The organism is Erwinia pyrifoliae DSM 12163 (assembly GCF_000026985.1).
GTDB classification, from domain to species: domain Bacteria; phylum Pseudomonadota; class Gammaproteobacteria; order Enterobacterales; family Enterobacteriaceae; genus Erwinia; species Erwinia pyrifoliae.
Genome location: NC_017390.1, coordinates 3,021,707 through 3,045,741 on the forward strand (window position 1 = coordinate 3,021,707; position 24,035 = coordinate 3,045,741).

17 protein-coding genes, 3 tRNA genes, 3 rRNA genes, 1 pseudogene and 1 other annotated feature are annotated in these 24,035 nt (G+C 53.1%); of the genes and pseudogenes, 9 read left to right on the forward strand and 15 right to left on the reverse strand.

Annotated elements, in window-relative coordinates:
• Nucleotides 1-83 precede the first annotated feature (83 nt).
• Nucleotides 84-1,579: pseudogene (locus EPYR_RS13825) on the forward strand (NCS1 family nucleobase:cation symporter-1).
• A 62-nt stretch (nt 1,580-1,641) separates the two neighbouring features.
• On the opposite strand, the gene EPYR_RS13830 reads toward EPYR_RS13825, so the two are convergent.
• Together EPYR_RS13830 and dnaQ are read right to left on the reverse strand one after the other, a co-directional pair.
• Nucleotides 1,642-1,718: transfer RNA gene (locus tag EPYR_RS13830), tRNA-Asp, on the reverse strand.
• A gap of 112 nt (nt 1,719-1,830) precedes the next feature.
• Nucleotides 1,831-2,589: a DNA polymerase III subunit epsilon gene (gene dnaQ / locus EPYR_RS13835; RefSeq protein ID WP_012669007.1), complete on the reverse strand. Its 759-nt coding sequence runs from the start codon at nt 2,587-2,589 to the stop codon at nt 1,831-1,833.
• Between dnaQ and rnhA the strand changes: the two genes are divergently transcribed.
• Nucleotides 2,582-3,103: a ribonuclease HI gene (rnhA, locus tag EPYR_RS13840; protein ID WP_311202171.1), complete on the forward strand. Its 522-nt coding sequence runs from the start codon at nt 2,582-2,584 to the stop codon at nt 3,101-3,103. The two genes, dnaQ and rnhA, sit on opposite strands and share 8 nt — an antisense overlap.
• A gap of 64 nt (nt 3,104-3,167) precedes the next feature.
• Here rnhA and EPYR_RS13845 read toward each other — a convergent pair whose 3' ends face one another.
• Nucleotides 3,168-3,869 carry a class I SAM-dependent methyltransferase gene (locus EPYR_RS13845; RefSeq protein WP_012669009.1) on the reverse strand — a complete coding sequence of 234 codons (702 nt, stop codon included), beginning with the start codon at nt 3,867-3,869 and terminating at the stop codon, nt 3,168-3,170.
• Nucleotides 3,870-3,914: 45 nt separating this feature from the next.
• On the opposite strand from EPYR_RS13845, the gene gloB reads away from it, so the two are divergent.
• Entirely contained in the window at nt 3,915-4,670 is a 756-nt protein-coding gene (gene gloB, locus EPYR_RS13850; RefSeq protein ID WP_012669010.1) for a hydroxyacylglutathione hydrolase, read from the forward strand.
• 71 nt (nt 4,671-4,741) lie between these two features.
• A complete protein-coding gene (mltD, locus tag EPYR_RS13855; RefSeq protein WP_041474034.1) occupies nt 4,742-6,118 on the forward strand; it encodes a murein transglycosylase D in 1,377 nt (458 codons plus the stop codon).
• A 56-nt stretch (nt 6,119-6,174) separates the two neighbouring features.
• On the opposite strand, the gene EPYR_RS13860 is transcribed toward mltD, so the two are convergent.
• From EPYR_RS13860 to rluD, 10 genes are all read right to left on the reverse strand, one after another.
• Nucleotides 6,175-6,939: a class I SAM-dependent methyltransferase gene (locus EPYR_RS13860; RefSeq protein ID WP_012669012.1), complete on the reverse strand. Its 765-nt coding sequence runs from the start codon at nt 6,937-6,939 to the stop codon at nt 6,175-6,177.
• 14 nt (nt 6,940-6,953) lie between these two features.
• Nucleotides 6,954-7,760: an endonuclease/exonuclease/phosphatase family protein gene (locus tag EPYR_RS13865; RefSeq protein WP_012669013.1), complete on the reverse strand. Its 807-nt coding sequence runs from the start codon at nt 7,758-7,760 to the stop codon at nt 6,954-6,956.
• Nucleotides 7,761-7,938: 178 nt separating this feature from the next.
• Nucleotides 7,939-8,015: transfer RNA gene (locus EPYR_RS13870), tRNA-Asp, on the reverse strand.
• Between the two features lie 100 nt (nt 8,016-8,115).
• Nucleotides 8,116-8,231: ribosomal RNA gene (gene rrf / locus EPYR_RS13875) — 5S ribosomal RNA — on the reverse strand.
• A gap of 211 nt (nt 8,232-8,442) precedes the next feature.
• A 23S ribosomal RNA gene (locus tag EPYR_RS13880) occupies nt 8,443-11,439 on the reverse strand.
• A 225-nt stretch (nt 11,440-11,664) separates the two neighbouring features.
• Nucleotides 11,665-11,740, reverse strand: a tRNA-Glu gene (locus EPYR_RS13885).
• Between the two features lie 71 nt (nt 11,741-11,811).
• Nucleotides 11,812-13,351, reverse strand: a 16S ribosomal RNA gene (locus tag EPYR_RS13890).
• Together the 16S, 23S and 5S rRNA genes with 2 tRNA genes alongside form the textbook arrangement of a ribosomal RNA operon.
• Before the next feature lie 491 nt (nt 13,352-13,842).
• Complete coding sequence (clpB, locus tag EPYR_RS13895) at nt 13,843-16,416, reverse strand: ATP-dependent chaperone ClpB (RefSeq protein WP_012669014.1); 2,574 nt, start codon at nt 16,414-16,416, stop codon at nt 13,843-13,845.
• Nucleotides 16,417-16,541: 125 nt separating this feature from the next.
• Nucleotides 16,542-17,270 carry a purine nucleoside phosphorylase YfiH gene (gene yfiH / locus EPYR_RS13900; protein ID WP_012669015.1) on the reverse strand — a complete coding sequence of 243 codons (729 nt, stop codon included), beginning with the start codon at nt 17,268-17,270 and terminating at the stop codon, nt 16,542-16,544.
• Nucleotides 17,270-18,247 (reverse strand): 23S rRNA pseudouridine(1911/1915/1917) synthase RluD, encoded by a 978-nt coding sequence (gene rluD, locus EPYR_RS13905; protein WP_012669016.1) that lies wholly within the window; start codon nt 18,245-18,247, stop codon nt 17,270-17,272. Before rluD ends, yfiH begins: the two co-directional genes overlap by 1 nt.
• Nucleotides 18,248-18,380: 133 nt before the next feature.
• Here rluD and bamD point away from each other — a divergent pair, with 133 nt between their 5' ends.
• The 5 genes from bamD (at nt 18,381) to EPYR_RS20665 (ending at nt 21,646) form a co-directional block, all read left to right on the forward strand.
• Nucleotides 18,381-19,112: an outer membrane protein assembly factor BamD gene (bamD, locus tag EPYR_RS13910; protein ID WP_012669017.1), complete on the forward strand. Its 732-nt coding sequence runs from the start codon at nt 18,381-18,383 to the stop codon at nt 19,110-19,112.
• 364 nt (nt 19,113-19,476) lie between these two features.
• Entirely contained in the window at nt 19,477-19,815 is a 339-nt protein-coding gene (gene raiA, locus EPYR_RS13915) for a ribosome-associated translation inhibitor RaiA (RefSeq protein WP_004155959.1), read from the forward strand.
• A 97-nt stretch (nt 19,816-19,912) separates the two neighbouring features.
• Nucleotides 19,913-20,037 (forward strand) — a sequence feature (Phe leader region).
• A complete protein-coding gene (gene pheL, locus EPYR_RS20405; RefSeq protein ID WP_104945190.1) occupies nt 19,914-19,961 on the forward strand; it encodes a pheA operon leader peptide PheL in 48 nt (15 codons plus the stop codon). Its footprint overlaps the feature before it by 48 nt.
• 22 nt (nt 20,038-20,059) lie before the next feature.
• Nucleotides 20,060-21,220: a bifunctional chorismate mutase/prephenate dehydratase gene (pheA, locus tag EPYR_RS13920; protein WP_012669018.1), complete on the forward strand. Its 1,161-nt coding sequence runs from the start codon at nt 20,060-20,062 to the stop codon at nt 21,218-21,220.
• A gap of 282 nt (nt 21,221-21,502) precedes the next feature.
• Nucleotides 21,503-21,646, forward strand: coding sequence for a hypothetical protein (locus tag EPYR_RS20665; RefSeq protein WP_162013509.1), 144 nt, complete (start codon nt 21,503-21,505; stop codon nt 21,644-21,646).
• Nucleotides 21,647-21,664: 18 nt separating this feature from the next.
• Here EPYR_RS20665 and tyrA read toward each other — a convergent pair whose 3' ends face one another.
• Nucleotides 21,665-22,786, reverse strand: coding sequence for a bifunctional chorismate mutase/prephenate dehydrogenase (gene tyrA / locus EPYR_RS13925; protein WP_012669019.1), 1,122 nt, complete (start codon nt 22,784-22,786; stop codon nt 21,665-21,667).
• A 6-nt stretch (nt 22,787-22,792) separates the two neighbouring features.
• On the reverse strand, nt 22,793-23,872 hold the full coding sequence (locus tag EPYR_RS13930; protein ID WP_014539349.1) for a 3-deoxy-7-phosphoheptulonate synthase: 1,080 nt from the start codon (nt 23,870-23,872) through the stop codon (nt 22,793-22,795).
• Nucleotides 23,873-24,035 lie beyond the last annotated feature (163 nt).

Here is a 24,035-nt window from a genome sequence, read left to right on the forward strand (position 1 = left end):
TACATGGAACTCAATTTGGCCTGGATCCTGCAACGTCTCTGTTAAGCCAGTTTATCGAACGCTCAATCAGAGGAGCAGGTTTTATGCCAATCAGTCAACGTTCTTCCCCGGCAGCGGCGTCTGGCGTCCCTGCTAACTACAGCCCACGCTTGTGCAATGAGGATCTGGCACCGACCCGTGAGCAGCACTGGAGTTGGTACAACATTTTCTCGTTCTGGATGTCTGACGTACACAGTATGGGTGGCTACGTGGTGGCCGCCAGCTTCTTTACGCTCGGCCTCGCCAGCTGGCAGGTGTTGCTGTGCCTGCTGGCCGGCATCTGTATTGTGCAGCTGTGCGCTAACCTGGTAGCCAGGCCAAGCCAGATGACCGGGGTGCCTTATGCCGTGGTCTGCCGTCAGGCATTCGGCGTGTTTGGTGCGAATATCCCGGCGGTGATCCGTGGCCTGATTGCCTTTGCCTGGTACGGTATTCAGACCTGGCTGGCGTCTAATGCGCTGATGCTGGTTTCCCTGAAGTTCTGGCCTGGACTGGCCGCGCTGACGCACACGTCGTGGCTTGGGTTATCACAGCTTGGCTGGATCTGCTTCGCGACGATGTGGCTGTTGCAGGCAATGGTGTTCTGGCACGGAATGAATGCTATTAAGCGCTTTATTGATGTGGCTGGCCCGGCAGTGTACGTGGTGATGGGGGCGCTGGCGGGCTGGATTGTATACAAAACCGGTTTTGACGGCGTTTCGTTTACGCTGGCGAGCAAGGTGCTGTCCGGCAGCGAGCAGGTGTGGCAGATGATCACCGCCACGGCGCTGGTGGTTTCCTACTTCTCCGGCCCGCTGCTGAACTTTGGTGACTTCTCGCGTTATGCGAAAAACATGGGTGAGATCCGCCGGGGCAACCGCTGGGGGCTGCCGTTCAACTTCCTGCTGTTCGCCATCGTGACCGTGGTTATCGTCTCTGGCACGCAGTCGCTGTTTGGCCGCATGATCACCGATCCGATTGAGACTGCCAGCATGGTCGGCAACGATCTGGCGGTGGCGCTTGGCCTGCTGACGATGATCGCCGCCACTATCGGCATCAATATCGTCGCCAACTTCGTTTCTCCGGCGTTTGACTTTTCCAACTGTTCGCCACAGAAAATCAGCTTCCGCACCGGTGGTATGATCGCCGCTGTCGGTTCGTACTGCTGACGCCGTGGAATCTGTTCCAGTCTCCCGAGCTGATCCACTACACGCTGGATGTGCTGGGATCCTGTATCGGGCCGCTGTTTGGCATCCTGCTGGCGGATTTCTATCTGGTCAAACGCGGCCAGATTTCCGTCGACGATCTGTTTAATGATACGCCACAGGGCAAATACTGGTATCGCGGTGGCTTCAATCCAAAGGCCATCGCCGCGCTGCTGCCGTCGGTGGCGATGGGTTTGCTGATTAGCTTCACTCCGTCACTGCACGCGGTGGCCAACTTCAGCTGGTTTATCGGCGTGGCGCTGGGGGCCGGGATCTATCGCTGGGTAGCGCGTGACGAGGTGGCAACAAGCGCAACTCAAGGTTATGCCCTCCGCGTCGCGTTGCAGGAAGAATAAGGAAGATGAGAGGCTAAAAACGACGAAAGGCCGATTTTTTCGAATCGGCCTTTCTGGATACTTGGCGGAACGGACGGGGCTCGAACCCGCGACCCCCTGCGTGACAGGCAGGTATTCTAACCAACTGAACTACCGCTCCGCGCTGTGTTCCCCGTCGGGAACGAGGCGGATATTACGAGGCTGTATCAACTTCGTCAACGCTTTTTCAGTTGAAACAGCGTAACTGCGTTTTTTTTCAGCGCTACGTGCGGTTAAGCAGGGTCAGCCATAATGTCTTGTGGCCGCCACAGGCAGCTTCCGCCTTTTTTCTCAACCAGATCGAGACGTGCTTCGTGCGCCATCAGCTCCTGTTCACTGGCGCGCACCACGCGCAGGCCAGATGAGGGCCGCGCTATGCGGTGAATGGTCTCACCGCCCTGCTGCTTTTCACGCTCCCCTTCCATTGAGAATGCCAGCGAGGTCTGCCCGCCGGTCATGGTCAGGAACACCTCCGCCAGAATTTCGGAGTCAAGCAGTGCGCCATGCAGAGTACGCTTGCTGTTATCTATCTCGTAACGTGAGCACAGCGCATCAAGGCTGTTGCGCTTGCCGGGGAACAGCTTACGCGCCATCGCCAGGCTATCGGTGATTTTGCAGAAGGTTTCCGTTTTCGCTATGCCGCGCTGCAATTTGGCAAATTCATAATCCATAAAGCCGATATCGAACGAGGCATTATGGATAACCAGCTCCGCACCGTTTATGTAGGCAAGGAAGTCGTCCGCAATCTGCGCAAAGGTTGGTTTATCCAGCAGGAATTCATCTGCGATACCGTGCACGCCGAACGCTTCCGGGTCGATCAGACGATCGGGCTTGAGATAAACATGGAAGTTATTGCCGGTAAGACGGCGGTTGATCACCTCAACAGCACCGATTTCAATAATGCGGTGCCCCTCATAGTGGACACCGATCATGTTCATACCGGTGGTTTCGGTATCAAGTACGATCTGACGCGTTGTATTTACTGTGCTCATAGGACCCGTTTATGTCAGACTTGGCGTTTTTTCTACGGGGAGTCTACCAGAGATGCTCAAGCAGGTAGAAATTTTCACTGACGGTTCGTGCCTGGGTAACCCAGGCCCCGGAGGGTACGGCGCGATTATGCGTTATGGTAAACATGAGAAGATTTTCAGCGCCGGTTTCCATCTGACCACCAACAACCGCATGGAAATGATGGCGGCAATTGTGGCACTGGAAGCATTGACCCAGCCCTGTGCGGTGGTGCTCAGTACCGACAGCCAGTACGTTCGCCAGGGGATCACCAGCTGGATCCATAACTGGAAAAAACGCGGCTGGAAAACTGCCGATAAAAAACCGGTGAAGAATGTCGATCTGTGGAAACGACTGGACGCGGCGCTCAGTCATCACGACATTAACTGGAAGTGGGTAAAGGGACATGCTGGCCACGTTGAAAACGAGCGCTGCGACGTGCTGGCGCGTACCGCAGCAGGATGTCCCACCTTTGATGATGTTGGCTACCAGGCCTGATGGTGAGGGCGGGGATTAGGACCGTAAGCTATTGCGCTTCGGCTGGCACAGCAAATCCGCTACGCTACTGACTGGTCACGCCCACGGCGTGCAGACGCGGTTTCCCTGCACTTTTTTTCGCCGGATTCCTGGTCAACGGGAAGGTCCGTTTACGCGCTACAATAAGATTCATGCAGCCCAGCGCAGGGAGATGAGTGCTGATCATTTCCCCCCCCTGACAGTTCCACGGCAATACCTGGAAACAGGTGCGCCGTATCACCTCATAGTTCAGCAGGCTTAGCCAGTCCAGCAGACGCATCTGGCTGTACATCCTGCTATTCCAGGGGATGCGGCGATGGAGGCCCGGTATCAGTTTGCCCATCCCCAACAGGCTAAAAAGGTTAAAGCCGCTGATGATTATCCAGCCATCATCGACCAATACGCGATCCACTTCACGCAAAAGGCAATGCGGGTCGCTGCTCCACGCCAGGGTATGTGCCAGCAGGCAGGCATCCACCGATTTTGACTCAAACGGCAGGCTTAACGGATCGGCACGGATCTGCATCAGCTCTCCGCTAAGCCCCACATTGACCTGATGGGCTATTGCACAGCTTTCCGTATCAATTTCAGCACTGAGCCTGCCAATCTTCAGCAGGTGAAAACCAAAAATTTTTCCAAGACTTGGGCGGAGCTGATGCGCCAGCGCATCGCGGTAATATTCGCCACAGGGTATCTGCGACCAGGATTCAGGCACATGGCGGATTTGACGTGTTTTAGCAGGCTTCATGCTTTACCATCTTCTTTTCCATCGTGCGCATCAAAAGAGGTGAATATGAATCTTACCAGCATTCCGGCCCTGCAGGATAACTACATCTGGACCTTAAATGATGATAGCGGCCGCTGTCTGATTGTCGACCCCGGAGAGGCAGCTCCCGTGCTGCGCGCGATAACGCAAAATCATTGGCAGCCACAGGCGATTCTTCTTACCCATCATCACCATGATCATGTTGGCGGGGTGGGAGAACTGCTGGCGCAGTATCCTGATTTGATCGTCTATGGCCCACAAGAAACTGGCGATAAAGGCGCTAACAACGTCATCGGCGAGGGTGATCACATCCGCGTGTTGGGGTTGGATTTTACGATTATTGCCACCCCGGGCCACACTTTAGGACATATCTCATACTTCAGTAAGCCTTATCTTTTCTGCGGGGATACGTTGTTTTCCGCAGGCTGCGGCAGGCTTTTCGAGGGGACAGCAAAACAAATGTTCGAATCATTTCAAAAGCTTAATAGTCTTCCGGGTGATACGCTGGTTTGTTGCGCACATGAGTATACTTTATCAAACCTTGCCTTTTCTCATCATATCTATCCGCAAGAGACAGAAATAAAGCGCTACTACCATGAAATTAAGGAGTTACGCGCAAAAAATGGCATAACCTTACCAACAAAACTCGATCATGAACGTAAAATAAATGTTTTTTTACGCACCAAAGATGTTGAATTACAACGATTAATAAGCCAGGACCCTGCACAACTTACTGAATGTCAGACTTTTGCGATTCTACGCGAGAAGAAAGACAGTTTTTGAGATTTCAGGTTGTGTTGTCGGGATCGACCACGTATTATTGCTCGTCTTTTAAGCGAACTATTGACACATACATGAAGGCTAAAGCGATCCTACTCGCCTCAGTCTTGCTGGCCGGGTGCCAGGCATCAAGGCACGATGCCAACATCCCGGAACAGCATGCACAGAGTTTGTCTTCGGCAAGTGAAAATGGACAGTACACAGATAATATGTTGTCGCCGCGCTGGCAGGACGATGGAACGTCCCTTGCGCAAGACAAAGATTTGTGGAATTTCATAAGCGACGAGCTGAAGATGAAGGTTCCGGATAATTACCGGATACGCGAACAAAAACAGAAATACCTGAGCAATAAGAGCTATCTCCACGATGTAACATTACGGGCAGAGCCGTATATGTACTGGATAGTCGAGCAGATTAAGCAACGTAAAATGCCGATGGAACTGGTACTACTACCCATAGTGGAGAGCGCTTTTAACCCGCATGCCACGTCATCGGCAAATGCCGCTGGCATTTGGCAGATTGTGCCGCAAACGGGACGAAATTATGGTCTGAAGCAGACTCAGTGGTACGACGGACGACGCGATATCGTCGCCTCGACTAAAGTCGCTCTGGATATGATGCAGCGTCTTAATGACATGTTTGACGGTGACTGGTTACTGTCCGTTGCCGCCTATAACAGTGGTGAAGGCCGCGTGCTCAAAGCGATTAGAACCAATAAGGCCAAAGGGCGACCTACGGACTTCTGGTCACTGGCGCTGCCAAAAGAAACAACTGTTTATGTACCGAAAATGCTGGCGCTGGGGCAAATCCTTAAGAACAGCAAGCGCTACGGGGTTAGTCTGCCAACTCCGAACAAAACGCGAGCTCTGGCACGCGTGGAAGTCGGACAACAGATTGAGCTAACGCAGGCTGCCGAAATGGCAGGTATGTCGCTAAGCAAGCTGAAGAGCTTTAATACCGGCTACCGACGCGGCACGACGGCACCTAATGGTCCTCATTACATTATGGTTCCTAAGTCCAACGTGGCTAAACTGCGTGACTCACTCGCAACCGGGGATATCGCCGCAGTTCAGACGACATCTCTGGCTAACAACAGCGTTTCTCCGGCATCTTACAAGGTACGTAGCGGTGATACCCTTTCCGGCATTGCTAAACGTCTTGGGGTTCCGGTAAAAGATCTGCAGCGTACCAATAATTTGCGCGGCAGCAGTATCAAGCCAGGCCAGACTCTGACCTTGGGTAACAATGTAGGAGCGCAGCTGGTTGATAACGGCGACAGCATCACCTATCAGGTACGTAAGGGTGATTCTCTGGCCAGTATTGCAAAACGTCATGGCGTTAACATTAAAGATGTTATGCGTTGGAATAGCGGATCCACGAGTGCGAAGAACATTCGCCCCGGTGATAAACTGACGCTGTTCGTTGCTGACAACGCGACGCCAGACAGCTGATCATTCTATGTATTGCCTGTATACTCTGATAAAAAGCCCGGTAATCCGGGCTTTTTTTATGGCCGGATAGCCTCAATAAAAAGGGTATCAGTGCTAAAACTTCCGTCCGGCTGCAAAGCATAATAGCGCTGTACGTCATCAGGAGCCGAGTGCTGATAGGCACGAATCGCCTGCACCATGACCTCCGGCGTCCGCATCCGCTCTATCCAACTGCTAAACTCCAGTTCGAGTTTTTCCTGCGATGCACGCTGAATAATCAGGCCGGACTCAGTCATCAGGGTTAACCATTCACCGGGGCTGTAATCCTGCACATGTGAAGCATCTCGCAGGGCTTCCACCGTTTGTAACCAGATATTCAGCACAGGATTTCCAGGCGCACTCACGTCTATTAAAATCATCTTTCCGCCGGCTTTGAGCACCCGACGCACTTCGCGCAGCGCACTACCAACATCATGCCAGTGGTGCGCCGAGTAGCGGCTGATAACAATATCAAATTCCGCGTCACCAAAAGGCAGATTCTCCGCATAGCCTTGTTGAGTAGTAAGATGTCGATAGCCGCGTGCAGCTGCCGTTTCATCAACGGTCGCCAGCATCCTCTCAGACAGATCGTAAGCGACGATTTCTTTAACATACTGCGCGGCAACAAAACTGGCGTGCCCTGCACCACAACCTATATCCAGCACCCTTGCCTCAGGCGTTTCACTCAGCCGCTTCCCCAGCCGTAGCAGGTCAGCTCCAGCGGCATGCACCGCACTGGTAAGATATGCGTTAGCCTGCTCGCCAAATTGCCTGTTAATGTTGTCATGATGATTTGTCGCCATGGCAAAAAGTCTCCTTAATTCGCTCCAGCCGGGGAGTTAAAGTCAAATTCAACCAGAAGTGGATTGTGGTCGGATGCGCGCGTCACCAGTACCGAGGCCTCTGCCACTCCCATACCACGATAAAAAATAAAATCCAGCGGACGGCCGAAGGCCTTACGGCGATGATCGTCGGTAAAGCGTACTTCACGTAATCCCATTTCCCGGGCAAAGCGATAGAGCGCATTAATTCGCTGACGACTCCACGCATTGAAATCGCCGGCCATAATTACCGGGCCTTGATGATGAACAATTTGCTCACCGATCGGCCCCAGTTGTTTGCTGTATACATCAATACCCAGACTAAAGTTCACCGCATGAATATTGACGACCATCAGTACCTGGTCGTTTGGCAGAGCGTAGGCAGTGACAAGCGCCGATTTTGATAAACGTAGCAGCGGCTCACGCTCGCGCAGAGGGCAACAGTAAACAGCATGTGCAGACGCCAGCGTCATAACTCCTGACGGATGTTGTGGCAGTACAAAGGCAGGTACCTGATCGGCAACCAGATAGTTTGTGGTGGCAAAACGCACCAGTTCAGGGGTGGTTTGTGCTTCCTGTAACAGGACGAGATGGGCATTTTTACCAAAATTCTGCAACACTGATAGCCAGTCGGCACGCTGCTGCTTGAATATATTCCATACCAGTACTTTAAGGCGGGTTGCAGCGGTTAACGGCACTCCGGGCGGTAATACCTGCCCAAGATGCAGCATTGCCACGGGAGGAAATATGCGCTCCACTGGCTGACCTGCTACATACCTCATGGCATAGGTTTTTTTCCGCACGTTACCGCCTGCACTGTTGCAACTGAATGGGCTGACTATCCTTCAGTTATAGGGGCTTTATGGTCTGGTTTCAATCGGTGACTGCTGAATGAAATGAGTTAGTGCTTAAGGAGACGCAAAACCTGATTTTGAATACAAAAAAGCCCTGACTCTTATGAGTCAGGGCTTCCTGTTTTAGTGGCGGAACGGACGGGGCTCGAACCCGCGACCCCCTGCGTGACAGGCAGGTATTCTAACCAACTGAACTACCGCTCCACCGATTCTGTACTGATATCAGAAAACGTCTGATTTCAGGTGTANCACCTTTACCTTGTCAGGGGTAAAGTCACGACCAGATAGCTGGTCTTNATTTGATGCCTGGCAGTTCCCTACTCTCGCATGGGGAGACCCCACACTACCATCGGCGCTACGGCGTTTCACTTCTGAGTTCGGCATGGGGTCAGGTGGGACCACCGCGCTAAAGCCGCCAGGCAAATTCTGGTGCACGAAACGAATCTTTTTCACTGATGCCGCGTTGGCCGCGCTTGTAAACTCAGTCACATACCTCAGTATGCTCCTTCATTTACTGCACTTGCCGCCTTGCATCAGCAAAAAATCTTTCGTTCCCGCTAATTCTTTATCCGGTTCAAGCTGAAAATATCTCTTCGTCCCTCAACACAACCCAGAACGCTTCTGGCGTTGTAAGGTTAAGCCTCACGGGTCATTAGTACCGGTTAGCTCAACGCATCGCTGCGCTTACACACCCGGCCTATCAACGTCGTCGTCTTCAACGTCCCTTCAGGGGTCTCAAGGACCCAGGGAAGATTCATCTCGAGGCAAGTTTCGCGCTTAGATGCTTTCAGCGCTTATCTTTTCCGCACTTAGCTACCGGGCAATGCCATTGGCATGACAACCCGAACACCAGCGGTGCGTTCACTCCGGTCCTCTCGTACTAGGAGCAACCCCCTCTCAATCTTCCAGCGCCCACGGCAGATAGGGACCGAACTGTCTCACGACGTTCTAAACCCAGCTCGCGTACCACTTTAAACGGCGAACAGCCGTACCCTTGGGACCTACTTCAGCCCCAGGATGTGATGAGCCGACATCGAGGTGCCAAACACCGCCGTCGATATGAACTCTTGGGCGGTATCAGCCTGTTATCCCCGGAGTACCTTTTATCCGTTGAGCGATGGCCCTTCCATTCAGAACCACCGGATCACTATGACCTGCTTTCGCACCTGCCCGAGCCGTCACTCTCGCAGTCAAGCCAGCTTATGCCATTGCACTAACCTCACGATGTCCGACCGTGATTAGCTGACCTTCGTGCTCCTCCGTTACTCTTTGGGAGGAGACCGCCCCAGTCAAACTACCCACCAGACACTGTCCCCACGCCGGATTACGGCGCCAGGTTAGAACATCAAACGTTAAAGGGTGGTATTTCAAGGTTGGCTCCACGCAGACTGGCGTCCACGCTTCNAAGCCTCCCACCTATCCTACACATCAAGGCTCAATGTTCAGTGTCAAGCTGTAGTAAAGGTTCACGGGGTCTTTCCGTCTTGCCGCGGGTACACTGCATCTTCACAGCGAGTTCAATTTCACTGAGTCTCGGGTGGAGACAGCCTGGCCATCATTACGCCATTCGTGCAGGTCGGAACTTACCCGACAAGGAATTTCGCTACCTTAGGACCGTTATAGTTACGGCCGCCGTTTACCGGGGCTTCGATCAAGAGCTTCTCCTTNCGGATAACCCCATCAATTAACCTTCCGGCACCGGGCAGGCGTCACACCGTATACGTCCACTTTCGTGTTTGCACAGTGCTGTGTTTTTAATAAACAGTTGCAGCCAGCTGGTATCTTCGACTGGCTTCAGCTCCGCGAGCAAGTCGCTTCACCTACGCGCCAGCGTGCCTTCTCCCGAAGTTACGGCACCATTTTGCCTAGTTCCTTCACCCGAGTTCTCTCAAGCGCCTTGGTATTCTCTACCTGACCACCTGTGTCGGTTTGGGGTACGATTCGATGTTACCTGATGCTTAGAGGCTTTTCCTGGAAGCAGGGCATTTGTCACTTCAGCACCGTGGTGCCTCGTCATCACGCCTCAGCCTTAAAGAGTTCCGGATTTGCCTGGAACTCAAGCCTGCACGCTTAAACCGGGACAACCGTCGCCCGGCCAACATAGCCTTCTCCGTCCCCCCTTCGCAGTAACACCCAGTACGGGAATATTAACCCGTTTCCCATCGACTACGCCTTTCGGCCTCGCCTTAGGGGTCGACTCACCCTGCCCCGATTAACGTTGGACAGGAACCCTTGGTCTTCCGGCGAGCGGGCTTTTCACCCGCTTTATCGTTACTTATGTCAGCATTCGCACTTCTGATACCTCCAGCAGACCTCACNGTCCACCTTCGACGGCTTACAGAACGCTCCCCTACCCAACGGACGTATCCCGAGGCCCACTCGACTTTNATGGGCGCATTGACGTCGCTGCGCTCCGTCAATCGTTATCCACTATAGTGAATGTGCCTGGGTGATACGTCCGCTGCCGCAGCTTCGGTGCATGGTTTAGCCCCGTTACATCTTCCGCGCAGGCCGACTCGACCAGTGAGCTATTACGCTTTCTTTAAATGATGGCTGCTTCTAAGCCAACATCCTGGCTGTCTGGGCCTTCCCACATCGTTTCCCACTTAACCATGACTTTGGGACCTTAGCTGGCGGTCTGGGTTGTTTCCCTCTTCACGACGGACGTTAGCACCCGCCGTGTGTCTCCCGTGATAACATTCTCCGGTATTCGCAGTTTGCATCGGATCGGTAAGCCGGGATGGCCCCCTGGCCGAAACAGTGCTCTACCCCCGGAGATGAGTTCACGAGGCGCTACCTAAATAGCTTTCGGGGAGAACCAGCTATCTCCCGGTTTGATTGGCCTTTCACCCCCCAGCCACAAGTCATCCGCTAATTTTTCAACATTAGTCGGTTCGGTCCTCCAGTTAGTGTTACCCAACCTTCAACCTGCCCATGGCTAGATCACCGGGTTTCGGGTCTATACCCTGCAACTTAACGCCCGGTTAAGACTCGGTTTCCCTGCGGCTCCCCTATACGGTTAACCTTGCTACAGAATATAAGTCGCTGACCCATTATACAAAAGGTACGCAGTCACACCACGAAGGTGCTCCCACTGCTTGTACGTACACGGTTTCAGGTTCTGTTTCACTCCCCTCGCCGGGGTTCTTTTCGCCTTTCCCTCACGGTACTGGTTCACTATCGGTCAGTCAGGAGTATTTAGCCTTGGAGGATGGTCCCCCCCATATTCAGACAGGATGTCACGTGTCCCGCCCTACTCATCGAACTCACAATAAGTGCCTTTTTGTGTACGGGGCTGTCACCCTTTACTGCGCGACTTTCCAGACGCTTCCACTAAAGCACAAACTGATTCAGGTTCTGGGCTGTTCCCCGTTCGCTCGCCGCTACTGGGGGAATCTCGGTTGATTTCTTTTCCTCGGGGTACTTAGATGTTTCAGTTCCCCCGGTTCGCCTCATGCCACTATGTATTCATGACATGATAGTGCAACGGATTGCACTGGGTTTCCCCATTCGGGTATCGTCGGTTGTTGCGGTTCATATCACCTTACCGACGCTTATCGCAGATTAGCACGCCCTTCATCGCCTCTGACTGCCTGGGCATCCACCGTGTACGCTTAGTCGCTTAACCTCACAACCCACAAGCGTCCCGAAAGACGTCTGTCAGTTGCAGGCATTGAGAGACTCGAACNTATCGTTAGCTTCATTCTTATTACGGCGAATGAATACGACACGTCGTTTCAATTTTCAGCTTGTTCCGGATTATTAAAGAGCAAATATCTCAAACGTGACTCACCGTTAAGGTGGAATCAGTTTTGAGATACGGTTGATAACGTCTTTCACTTCGTTACCGGTATGGCGTCCCCAAGGGGATTCGAACCCCTGTTACAGCCGTGAAAGGGCAGTGTCCTGGGCCTCTAGACGATGGGGACTCTGGTGTGACTTTGCTCGTTACTTCTATCAGACAATCTGTGTGGACACTGCGCCGGAAGGTATCTTCAGGTAAGGAGGTGATCCAACCGCAGGTTCCCCTACGGTTACCTTGTTACGACTTCACCCCAGTCATGAATCACAAAGTGGTAAGCGCCCTCCCGAAGGTTAAGCTACCTACTTCTTTTGCAACCCACTCCCATGGTGTGACGGGCGGTGTGTACAAGGCCCGGGAACGTATTCACCGTAGCATTCTGATCTACGATTACTAGCGATTCCGACTTCACGGAGTCGAGTTGCAGACTCCGATCCGGACTACGACGCACTTTATGAGGTCCGCTTGCTCTCGCGAGGTCGCTTCTCTTTGTATGCGCCATTGTAGCACGTGTGTAGCCCTGGCCGTAAGGGCCATGATGACTTGACGTCATCCCCACCTTCCTCCGGTTTATCACCGGCAGTCTCCTTTGAGTTCCCGACCGAATCGCTGGCAACAAAGGATAAGGGTTGCGCTCGTTGCGGGACTTAACCCAACATTTCACAACACGAGCTGACGACAGCCATGCAGCACCTGTCTCACGGTTCCCGAAGGCACTTCCGCATCTCTGCANAATTCCGTGGATGTCAAGGCCAGGTAAGGTTCTTCGCGTTGCATCGAATTAAACCACATGCTCCACCGCTTGTGCGGGCCCCCGTCAATTCATTTGAGTTTTAACCTTGCGGCCGTACTCCCCAGGCGGTCGACTTAACGCGTTAGCTCCGGAAGCCACTCCTCAGGGGAACAGCCTCCAAGTCGACATCGTTTACGGCGTGGACTACCAGGGTATCTAATCCTGTTTGCTCCCCACGCTTTCGCACCTGAGCGTCAGTCTTCGTCCAGGGGGCCGCCTTCGCCACCGGTATTCCTCCAGATCTCTACGCATTTCACCGCTACACCTGGAATTCTACCCCCCTCTACGAGACTCTAGCCTGCCAGTTTCGAATGCAGTTCCCAGGTTAAGCCCGGGGATTTCACATCCGACTTGACAGACCGCCTGCGTGCGCTTTACGCCCAGTAATTCCGATTAACGCTTGCACCCTCCGTATTACCGCGGCTGCTGGCACGGAGTTAGCCGGTGCTTCTTCTGCGGGTAACGTCAATGAAAAAGGTTATTAACCTTTCCCCCTTCCTCCCCGCTGAAAGTACTTTACAACCCGAAGGCCTTCTTCATACACGCGGCATGGCTGCATCAGGCTTGCGCCCATTGTGCAATATTCCCCACTGCTGCCTCCCGTAGGAGTCTGGACCGTGTCTCAGTTCCAGTGTGGCTGGTCATCCTCTCAGACCAGCTAGGGATCGTCGCCTAGGTGAGCCGTTACCCCACCTACCAGCTAATCCCATCTGGGCACATCCGATGGTGTGAGGCCCGAAGGTCCCCCACTTTGGTCCGTAGACGTTATGCGGTATTAGCTACCGTTTCCAGTAGTTATCCCCCTCCATCGGGCAGTTTCCCAGACATTACTCACCCGTCCGCCACTCGTCACCCGAGAGCAAGCTCTCTGTGCTACCGTTCGACTTGCATGTGTTAGGCCTGCCGCCAGCGTTCAATCTGAGCCATGATCAAACTCTTCAATTAAAAGTTCGATTTGCTGAAACCTGCTTTTACAAACAGGACAGCGATGCTCAATCGTAAAACGTCATAATGAATGTCATTATGTGTTCACTCATGAGGCTTGATATTTTTTGCGCCTTGCGGCGCTGATATCAATCCTGCGAGTGCCCACACAGATTGTCTGATAAATTGTTAAAGAGCGGTGCAACAAGTCGCTGAAGCGTACTGTCGCGAGGTGGCGTATANTACGCTTTCCTCCTTCGGAGTCAACCTCTTTTTCAGAGGNTTTTTCCGGCGGTTCAGAACTTCCTGAACNTCTCAACACGCCGGCCTGTAAGCCGTTGTTCCGTGTCAGTGGAGGCGCATTATAGGGAGTTTCTGACGGCTGACAAGGGCTATTCGTAAAAAACTTTTCAACCGTTCAATTTCCAACCAAAAAGCACTGTTCAGCGGGTTTTATGACGCTTTAATCAACAAAAATGGGCCTGCGGCCCATTTTTTTGACTTACCTTAGATTACTGATGGGCAAAAATTATTCCATCTTTCACATCCATTTCGATGGTCTTACCAGGCACCAATGCACCAGAGAGGATCTGCTGTGCCAGCGGGTTTTCAATCTGCTGCTGGATAGCGCGTTTCAAAGGCCTTGCACCATATACCGGGTCATAGCCGTTTTCACCCAACTGTTGAAGGGCCGCATCTGAAACATGCAGCGTAAAGCCACGTTCTTCCAGGCGCTGATACAGACGTTGCAGCTGAATACGCGCAATAGAAGCAATATGCTTTTCACCCAGCGGATGAAATACCACCAGCTCATCAATGCGGTTAATAAATTCCGGACGGAAACTGTGGCTGACCACCGACATCACCAGCTCTTTCATTTCTCCATAGCTTAAGGCACCAAAACGTTCCTGAATCAGATCGGAACCCAGGTTAGAAGTCATGATCACCACCGTATTGCGGAAGTCGACCGTCCTGCCCTGCCCGTCGGTCAAGCGTCCGTCATCCAGCACCTGCAACAGGATGTTGAATACGTCGGGGTGCGCCTTCTCAACTTCATCCAGCAGGATCACCGAATAAGGACGGCGGCGTACTGCTTCGGTCAGATAGCCTCCCTCTTCGTAACCAACGTACCCCGGAGGTGCACCGACCAGACGCGATACCGAATGTTTTTCCATAAATTCGGACATATCAATGCGCACCATGGCATCGTCGCTGTCGAACATAAAGTTAGCCAGCGCTTTGCACAGTTCAGTTTTACCCACCCCGGTCGGGCCAAGGAACAGGAACGAGCCAATCGGGCGGTTCGGATCCGCCAGCCCGGCACGGCTGCGACGAATAGCGTTCGATACGGCTTCCACCGCTTCATGCTGCCCAATCACCCGTGTATGCAACTGCTGCTCCATACGCAGCAGTTTATCGCGTTCACCTTCCATCATGCGCGCCACCGGGATGCCGGTCCAGCGCGCCAGTACATCGGCAATCTCAACATCCGTTACGCGATTTCGCAGTAAACGCATGGTTTTCCCTTCGGACTGGGTTGCCGCCGCCAACTGTTTTTCCAGATCCGGAATTTTGCCGTACTGCAGTTCAGACATCTGACCGAGATCGCCCTGGCGGCGTGCCTGTTCCATGTTCAGTTTCGCCTGTTCCAGCTGGGCTTTGATATGCTGTGTGCCTGAGAGCGACGCCTTTTCTGCCTTCCACTCTTCTTCCAGCTCAGAGTACTCACTCTCTTTCTGGCTCAGTTCACCTTCTAGCATTTTAAGGCGCTTGATGCTGGCCTCATCAGACTCTTTCTTCAATGCCTGCTGTTCCAGCTTAAGCTGAATGATTCGCCGCTCAAGCCGATCCAGTGATTCTGGCTTTGAGTCGATCTGCATACGAATACTCGATGCGGCTTCATCGATCAGGTCAATGGCTTTATCGGGTAACTGCCTGTCGGCGATATATCGATGCGACAGCGTGGCCGCCGCCACGATAGCCGGATCGGTAATCTGCACATGGTGATGCAACTCATAACGTTCTTTCAGTCCGCGCAAAATAGCGATGGTGTCTTCCACACTCGGCTCAGCGACATAAACTTTCTGGAAGCGACGTTCAAGCGCGGCATCTTTTTCGATGTACTGGCGATACTCATCCAGCGTGGTTGCCCCCACACAGTGCAGTTCACCGCGCGCCAGCGCGGGTTTCAGCATATTGCCGGCATCCATCGCGCCATCGGCCTTACCGGCTCCCACCATGGTGTGCAGCTCATCGATAAACAGGATAACGTTACCTTCCTGCTTTGACAGGTCGTTCAGCACGCCTTTCAAGCGTTCTTCGAATTCACCACGGTATTTCGCCCCGGCGACCAGTGCGCCCATATCCAGCGCCAGCACGCGGCGACCCTTCAGGCCTTCAGGGACTTCGCCATTAATAATCCGCTGCGCCAGACCCTCAACAATGGCGGTTTTACCGACGCCCGGCTCACCAATCAGCACCGGGTTGTTTTTAGTACGGCGCTGCAGCACTTGAATAGTGCGGCGGATCTCTTCATCGCGGCCAATCACCGGGTCCAGCTTGCCCTGTTCGGCACGCTCGGTGAGATCAACCGTATATTTCTTCAATGCCTGACGTTGATCTTCTGAACCCTGATCGTTCACGTTTTCACCTCCGCGCATCTGGTCAATGGATTTGGAGAGCTTATCGCTGGTAGCACCATGGGATTTTAGCAAATCCGCCAGTGAGCCACGCGATTCAAGCGCCGCCAGAATAAAAAGCTCTGATGAAATGAAGTTATCTTTGCGTTTCTGCGCCAGTTTGTCGCACAGGTTGAGTACCCGTACCAGGTCGGCAGAGGGCTGAACGTCACCATCCGTCCCTTCCACCTGTGGCAGCCGGCTAATGGCCTGTTCGGTAGCGCTGCGCAGTGAAGAGACATTAATGCCAGCAGAAGTCAGTAGAGGACTAACGGATCCTCCTTCCTGTATGAGAAGTGCGCTCATCAGGTGCAGAGGTTCAATGAATGGGTTATCGCGGCCCAAAGCCAGGGACTGGGCATCGGCGAGGGCAAGTTGGAATTTGTTAGTAAGACGATCCAGACGCATAATTTCCCCCTATCAGGTCAAATTGCTACTGGAGATTAAATGAGGTCATCCCTCAAATTTTCAAGTTAAATGACCGGATATTTTGGAGAAAAAAACACCCTTCCAGACCGTCTTATGGCGCTAGGTTATATCAGCCAGATCAAACTTGCCATACGTCCGGTAACACCATCGCGTCGGTAGGAGAAAAATTGCTCATTCCGGGTCATGGTACATTGGTGACAGTCCCAGATCTGGCGCACTCCGCTGGCTTGCAAACGCTGTTTGGCTAATTGCCCGAGGTCAGCATAAAACTTTCCCTCTGCCGGACAAAAGGCAGCTGAAGCTGCCTGATTTTTCGTCAGAAATGCTTCGCGCACTTCTGGCCCAACCTCAAACGCTTCAGGACCAATTGCAGGCCCCAGCCAGGCACATATTTGCGATGGCGGAGCGGAAAATTCATTGATTGTCGCTTCCAGAATCCCATCACAGAGCCCGCGCCAGCCGGCATGAGCCGCTGCCACTTCCCGACCATCCTGTGAACAAAACAGCACCGGCAAACAGTCTGCCGTCATTACCGCACAGACGACTCCCGGCGTGCGGGTATAAGCCGCATCCGCACGTAGTGAGGACGGGACGTTCCAGTCCAGCCTTAATACTCCAGTCCCGTGTACCTGATCAAGCCACTGTGGCATTGAGGGCAGATCGGCCGTTTCCAGCAGGCGCTGACGATTAGTCAGTACATGCTGCAACTCATCGCCAACATGCGCGCCAAGGTTGAGGCTATCCCAAGGAGCCTGGCTGACGCCGCCCTGCCGCGTACTGTTCACCGCGCGCACGTTAGCAGGGACCGACCATTGCGGTACGATCAGCGCCATTACCAGTCCAGCTGCTCTTTAAAGGCTTCGGTATCCGCTTTCAGGGCGTCGATCAGATCGACCATATCCTGCGGCAGCGGCGCATGCCATTCCATCTCAATACCGGATATCGGGTGGTAAAGACGCAGCATGGTTGCGTGCAGCGCCTGACGGTCAAAAGCACGTAGTGTGGCAATAAAGGCTTCTGACGCGCCCTTCGGTGGGCGTGGACGGCCGCCGTACAGCGGGTCACCCACCAGCGGATGACTGATATGTGACATATGAACGCGGATCTGGTGGGTACGACCGGTTTCCAGACGCAAGCGCAGCCGCGTGTGGGCGCGGAAGTGTTCCATAATGCGATAGTGCGTGGTAGCAGGTTTACCCATTGGGTGCACTGCCATATGGGTACGCTTGGTAGAGTGACGGCTGATTGGCTGATCAACCGTGCCGCCCGCCGTCATACGCCCAATCGCCACCGCTTCATACTCGCGGGTAATTTCTCGGCGCTGCAGAGCATCGACCAGGTGGGTTTGTGCCGGGACGGTTTTTGCTACCACCATCAGACCGGTGGTGTCTTTGTCCAGGCGGTGCACGATCCCCGCACGCGGAACGTCGGCAATGGCCGGAAAATGGTGGAGTAGAGCGTTAAGAACTGTACCATCAGGGTTGCCTGCGCCCGGATGTACCACTAAATCACGCGGTTTGTTGACAACCAGAATATCCTCGTCTTCATAAACGATGTCCAGCGGGATGTCCTGCGCTTCCCAGCGGGCTTCTTCTTCAATTTCCGCATCGATGCTAATTTGCTCACCGCCGAGCACCTTTTCTTTCGGTTTGTCGATTATCACGCCGTTGACGGTGATGTGCCGGTTGAGAATCCACTCTTTTATACGAGAACGTGAATAGTCAGGGAACAATTCGGCCAAAGCCTGATCTAAGCGATGCCCGAGTTGCGATTCGGCTACCGTTGCATTGAGTTTTACTTGTTGTGCCATAAATAAGCAGCTTCTTTGTTAACGTTGGGTTTTCACGGCGATGCCGTTTAATATAATGTGCTATCGTACCTGGTCACTATCGGAAGCTTAACGGACAGCTTCCTGAATAACACTTGAGGATAAGCAAATCGTCATGACGCGTATGAAATATCTGGTGGCTGCAGCCACGTTGAGCCTGGCATTAGCTGGATGTTCCGGCTCCAGGGATGTGGTGCCTGACAGCCCACCTTCCGAGATTTATGCCACTGCCCAGCAAAAACTGCAGGACGGTAACTTTAATGGAGCAATAACGCAACTGGAAGCGCTCGATAACCGCTATCCATTCGGGCCATACTCCCAGCAAGTTCAGCTTGACTTGATCTACGCATACTATAAAAATGCCGATTTGCCGCTGGCACAGGCCGCTATCGACCGCTTTATGCGCCTGAATCCTACCCATCCGAACATTGATTACGTCATCTACATGCGTGGTCTGACGGATATGGCGCTGGATGACAGTGCACTGCAGGGCTTTTTTGGTATCGACCGTTCAGACCGGGATCCCACCCATGCGCGTGATGCGTTTAAAGACTTCTCACAGCTGCTGCGTGGTTATCCAAACAGTCAGTACGCCACTGATGCGCGCAAACGCCTCGTGTTCCTGAAGGATCGCCTGGCTAAATATGAGTTGTCCGTGGCTGAATTCTACACTAAACGTGCGGCTTATGTTGCAGTGGTTAATCGCGTTGAGCAAATGCTGAAAGATTACCCGGATACCCTGGCAACCCGTAAGGCTCTGCCGCTGATGGAGAATGCCTACCGCAAGCTGCAGCTGAATGCGCAAGCCGAGCGCGTGGCAAAAATCATTGCTGCCAATCAGGCCTGAGCCTGATGCCATAACCCGCAGTCCTGGTAACATGACGATGGTTTAGACATTGCCTGATTCCATGGCCATGATGCAAAAAGGGTTCATGTTTATCATGAACCCTTTTTGCAAATTTCTTTCGCTCGTCCCGCCCTCTTTTTTGGCGACAAAATCAGCTTTGAACGAGCATGCAATCAGCTTAACCTGTCAAACATGCCACTGAAAATGTCCGCCGACAACCTTTCCTGGCACTTTAATTGGCCGACATCACTGTTTTCTTCCTCCTGACAAAAAGTGACAATAAAATGTGATTTAAATCACATATTTTCAGTTTTTTCGCGCTATGCTGAAATGACTGGACGGAAATGACAGAGAGGTAAGCATCATGGTTTTGAACATTACCAGTAAGCAAATGGATATAACGGCGGCTATCCGCCAGCATGTCGAAGACCGTCTGGCCAAACTTGAAAAGTGGCAAACCCACCTGATTAATCCGCATATTGTTCTGTCTAAAGAACCTAAAGAATTCGTCGCTGATGCTAATATTAATACGCCCAACGGCCCGCTTGTCGCCAGCGCCAAGCATGAAGATATGTATACAGCGATCAACGATTTGATTAACAAACTTGAGCGCCAGCTGAACAAAGTTCAGCATAAAGGAGAAGCGCGCCGCGCCTCCGCCAGTGTGAAAGACCTCAGCGTGGTCGAAGCTGAAGAAGAGTGAGTTCACAAAAGTCGACAACGCGCCTGCGGGCGCGTTTTTTATTGACATAATGAAATTGCAGCGGTTACTTTAATGTGATGTCAATGATGGATAGCCCCATGAAACACGCACCGTTTATCTTCGCATTCTTTTTTACCTTCCCCTGAACCGGGAGGCAATTCGTCGTGTAAGAAGTCATGCGAAGACGAACAATAAAGCCTCCCACCGGGAGGCTTTTTTTTAGCAACACTGACAGGTAGCAAATATGAACCCCGAAAACCCGTTGCTGGCTCTGCGCGGAAAAATCAGCGCGCTGGATGAACAACTGCTGACGCTGCTGGCACAGCGCCGTGCGCTGGCAGTAGACGTTGCCAAAGCCAAAATGGACACCCATCGTCCGGTACGCGATATTGACCGTGAACGCGATCTGCTGGAACATCTCATCGCCCTGGGGAAAAGCCACAAGCTGGATGCCCACTATATTACACGCCTGTTCCAACAGATTATTGAAGACTCCGTACTGACTCAGCAGGCGTTACTGCAAAAGCACCTGAACAATACCAGCGCCCATTCGGCGCGCATCGCCTTTCTTGGCCCGAAAGGCTCCTACTCGCATCTGGCTTCACGCCACTATGCGGCCCGTCACTTCGATAGCTTTATTGAGAGTGGCTGCCTGAAATTCCACGATATATTCAACCAGGTGGAAACCGGCCAGGCTGATTACGCTGTACTGCCCATCGAAAATACCACCTCCGGCTCGATTAATGATGTTTATGACCTGCTTCAGCAAACCAGCTTGTCCATCGTTGGGGAGATCACCCTTCCTATCGATCATTGCGTGCTGGTATCGGGCAGTACAGACCTGCAGCAGATTGAAACCGTCTACAGCCACCCGCAGCCGTTCCAGCAGTGCAGCCAGTTTGTTAACCGTTACCCACACTGGAATATTGAGTACACCGAAAGCACCGCAGCCGCAATGGAAAAAGTTGCCGCGATGAACTCGCCAAAAGTTGCCGCGCTGGGCAGTGAAGCCGGTGGTGCGCTGTATAGCTTGCAGGTGCTGGAACGTAATCTTGCTAACCAACGCCAGAACATCACCCGCTTTATCGTGCTGGCACGTAAGCCGGTTGAGGTGTCACTGCAGGTGCCGGCGAAAACCACGCTGATTATGGCGACCGGCCAGCAGGCAGGCGCCCTGGTTGAAGCACTGTTAGTGCTGCGTCAACATCATCTGATCATGAGTAAGCTGGAATCTCGTCCCATTACCGGCAACCCTTGGCAGGAGATGTTTTACATCGATTTCCAGGGGAATCTGCGTAGCGAAGAAGTTCAGCAGGCGCTGAGTGAACTGACGCCGCTCACCCGTTCGCTGAAGGTGTTAGGCTGCTACCCGAGTGAGAATATTGTCGCGGTCGACCTACAGTAATCACTGATATTACGCCAGCCTGTCATGCGGCTGGCGTAGGCTACGCACGCTGGTGCCGGAATTGATCTGCATCCACAGCTGGGTAGCCTGACTCACGTCGATGCCGAAAGGGGAGCGTTTTGCACCCACAAATGATGGTTGTCGCCTGCTACGCACCACGGGAGATGACCCACCAGATCCCGGTTCCGGGAATAACGGTAGTCGCTAAGCGTGAACAGCGGCTCACAGCAGGCGCAGCTCCATCCACAATGAGCTAACAAGATGGCGCCGGGTGAGTTAAGGATGGCGAAAAAACGTTATCCGGCGGAATTTGCCGATATGGATATGCAGCAGCAGGCCGACAGCAGGTATCGGCGTTGCTATCGCGCTGTCGATGAATGCAACCATTGCCAGCGCGAAAGAAGTAAAGACCCGGCCACTAAGTAGCCTCACACAGCGGCCAGCTTAAGCCCGGCTGTCATTCGCCTGGCGTAACAGCGTGCGGCTTTCCGCCTGGAAACGTTGCGCGTAGTCGCCAAACCATTGCTCAACCTGACGGAAGCTGGCGATAAACGCCTGCTTGTCGCCATGTTCTAACAGCTTAATCGCCTCGCCAAAACGCTGATAGTACCGCTTAATCAGCGCCAGGTTGTTCTCTGAGGACATAATGATATCCGCATAGAGCTGCGGATCCTGAGCGAACAGCCGGCCAACCATTGCCAACTCCAGACGGTAAATAGGTGATGAGAGCGCCAGCAGCTGGTCCAGCTGGACATTTTCTTCAGCCAGGTGCAGGCCATAAGCAAAGGTGGCGAAGTGGCGCAGTGCCTGAATAAACGCCATATTCTGATCGTGTTCCACCGCACCAATGCGATGCAGACGTGCTCCCCAAACCTGGATCTGTTCAAGGAACCACTGATAGGCCTCCGGCTGACGGCCATCGCACCATACCACCAGCTGCTTCGCCAGGCTTCCGCTATCCGGGCCAAACATCGGGTGTAAACCCAATACCGGGCCGGAGTGCGCAGCCAGCATCGCCTGCAACGGTTTGTTCTTCACTGACGCCAGGTCAACCAGAATACAATCCTGCGCCAACGGTGGCAGATCGCTAATCACCTTTTCGGTCAGATGAATAGGCACGCTAACGATCACCATGCCGGCGTTAGCCAGCAGGTTTTCAGCATTGCCCCAGTCGTCTTTATCCAGAATTTTGACCTGATAGCCTGACAGGGTTAGCATCTTTTCAAACAGCCGCCCCATCTGGCCTTTCCCGCCAACAATCACCACCGGACGTAGTCCAGGACATAACGTTTTGAAGCCTTTATCGTTTTCGCTGGTATACGACTCGCGCATCACCCGGCGCAGCACGTCTTCGATCAGATCCGGTGGCACTCCCAGCAGCTGTGCTTCTTTGCGGCGCGAGGCCAACATGGCCGCTTCACGTTCAGGAACATAAATCGGCAATCCGTAGCGGCTTTTAACCTCACCCACTTCTTCCACCAGCGCCAGCCTTCTGGCCAGCAGATCCAGCAGCGCTTTATCCACTTCGTCGATTTGATCGCGTAGCGCGCTCAGTTCAGCCACCATAACTCGTTAGTCCTCTTGCGACAGACGCGCCGCCAGTACTCCATCCAGATCCTGATAAATTTCACGCAGCAAATTTTCGGTCGTTTCCCAGTTGATGCAGGCATCGGTCACGGAAACGCCGTAGCGCATTTCACTACGCGGCTGCTCGGAAGACTGATTGCCTTCGTGAATGTTGCTTTCCAGCATCAGGCCGATAATAGAACGGTTGCCATCTCTGATCTGCGCGACCGCAGACTCAGCCACACCCGACTGGCGACGGAAGTCTTTATTAGAATTGCCATGACTGCAATCTATCATCAAGGAAGGACGGAGTCCCGCCTGCTCCATCTCTTTTTCGCACTGGGCAACATCCTGTGGGCCATAGTTAGGCTGTTTACCGCCGCGCAGGATCACATGCCCGTCCGGGTTGCCCTGGGTTTGCAGCAGGCAGACCTGCCCCGCCTGGTTGATCCCAACAAAACGGTGCGGTTGTGCCGCAGCACGCATGGCGTTGATCGCCGTAGCGAGGCTGCCATCAGTCCCATTTTTGAATCCTACCGGCATCGACAGGCCAGAGGCCATTTCGCGGTGCGTTTGCGACTCGGTAGTACGCGCACCTATGGCAGACCAGCTGAACAGATCGCCCAGATACTGCGGGCTGTTAGGATCCAGCGCTTCGGTTGCCAGAGGCAGCCCGATCTCTACCAGGTTCAGCAGCAGCTTGCGGCCAATGTGCAGCCCAGCTTCCATATCGAAGGTGTTATCCATATGCGGATCGTTGATCAACCCTTTCCAGCCTACGGTGGTACGCGGCTTTTCGAAGTAGACACGCATCACAATGTAGAGCCTGTCGCCAACCCGATCGGCCAGCTTTTTCAGATCGCGTGCGTAGGCCAGCGCTGCTTCAGGATCGTGAATGGAGCACGGCCCGCACACCACCAGTAAACGATGATCTTTACCGCTGATAATGTCAGAGATCACCCGACGCGAAGCGGTAATCTGACCTTCCAGCATCTTGTTCAGCGGGTACTGCTTTTTCAATGCTTCCGGGGTGATCAAAACCTGTTCGTCAGCGATGTGGACATTGTTGAGCGCATCTTTTTGCATGATCGTTATCCTGATAATTCGTTTTAATGGGATCCTTAAAAGGTTAAACGTAACTGTACCAGAATAAGTACATAAAACAACGCAAGGTGTACACATTAATTACCATAATAAAAAACAGGTAAATAGATAACTGTATAAATACGTTAATAATCATATTATTACA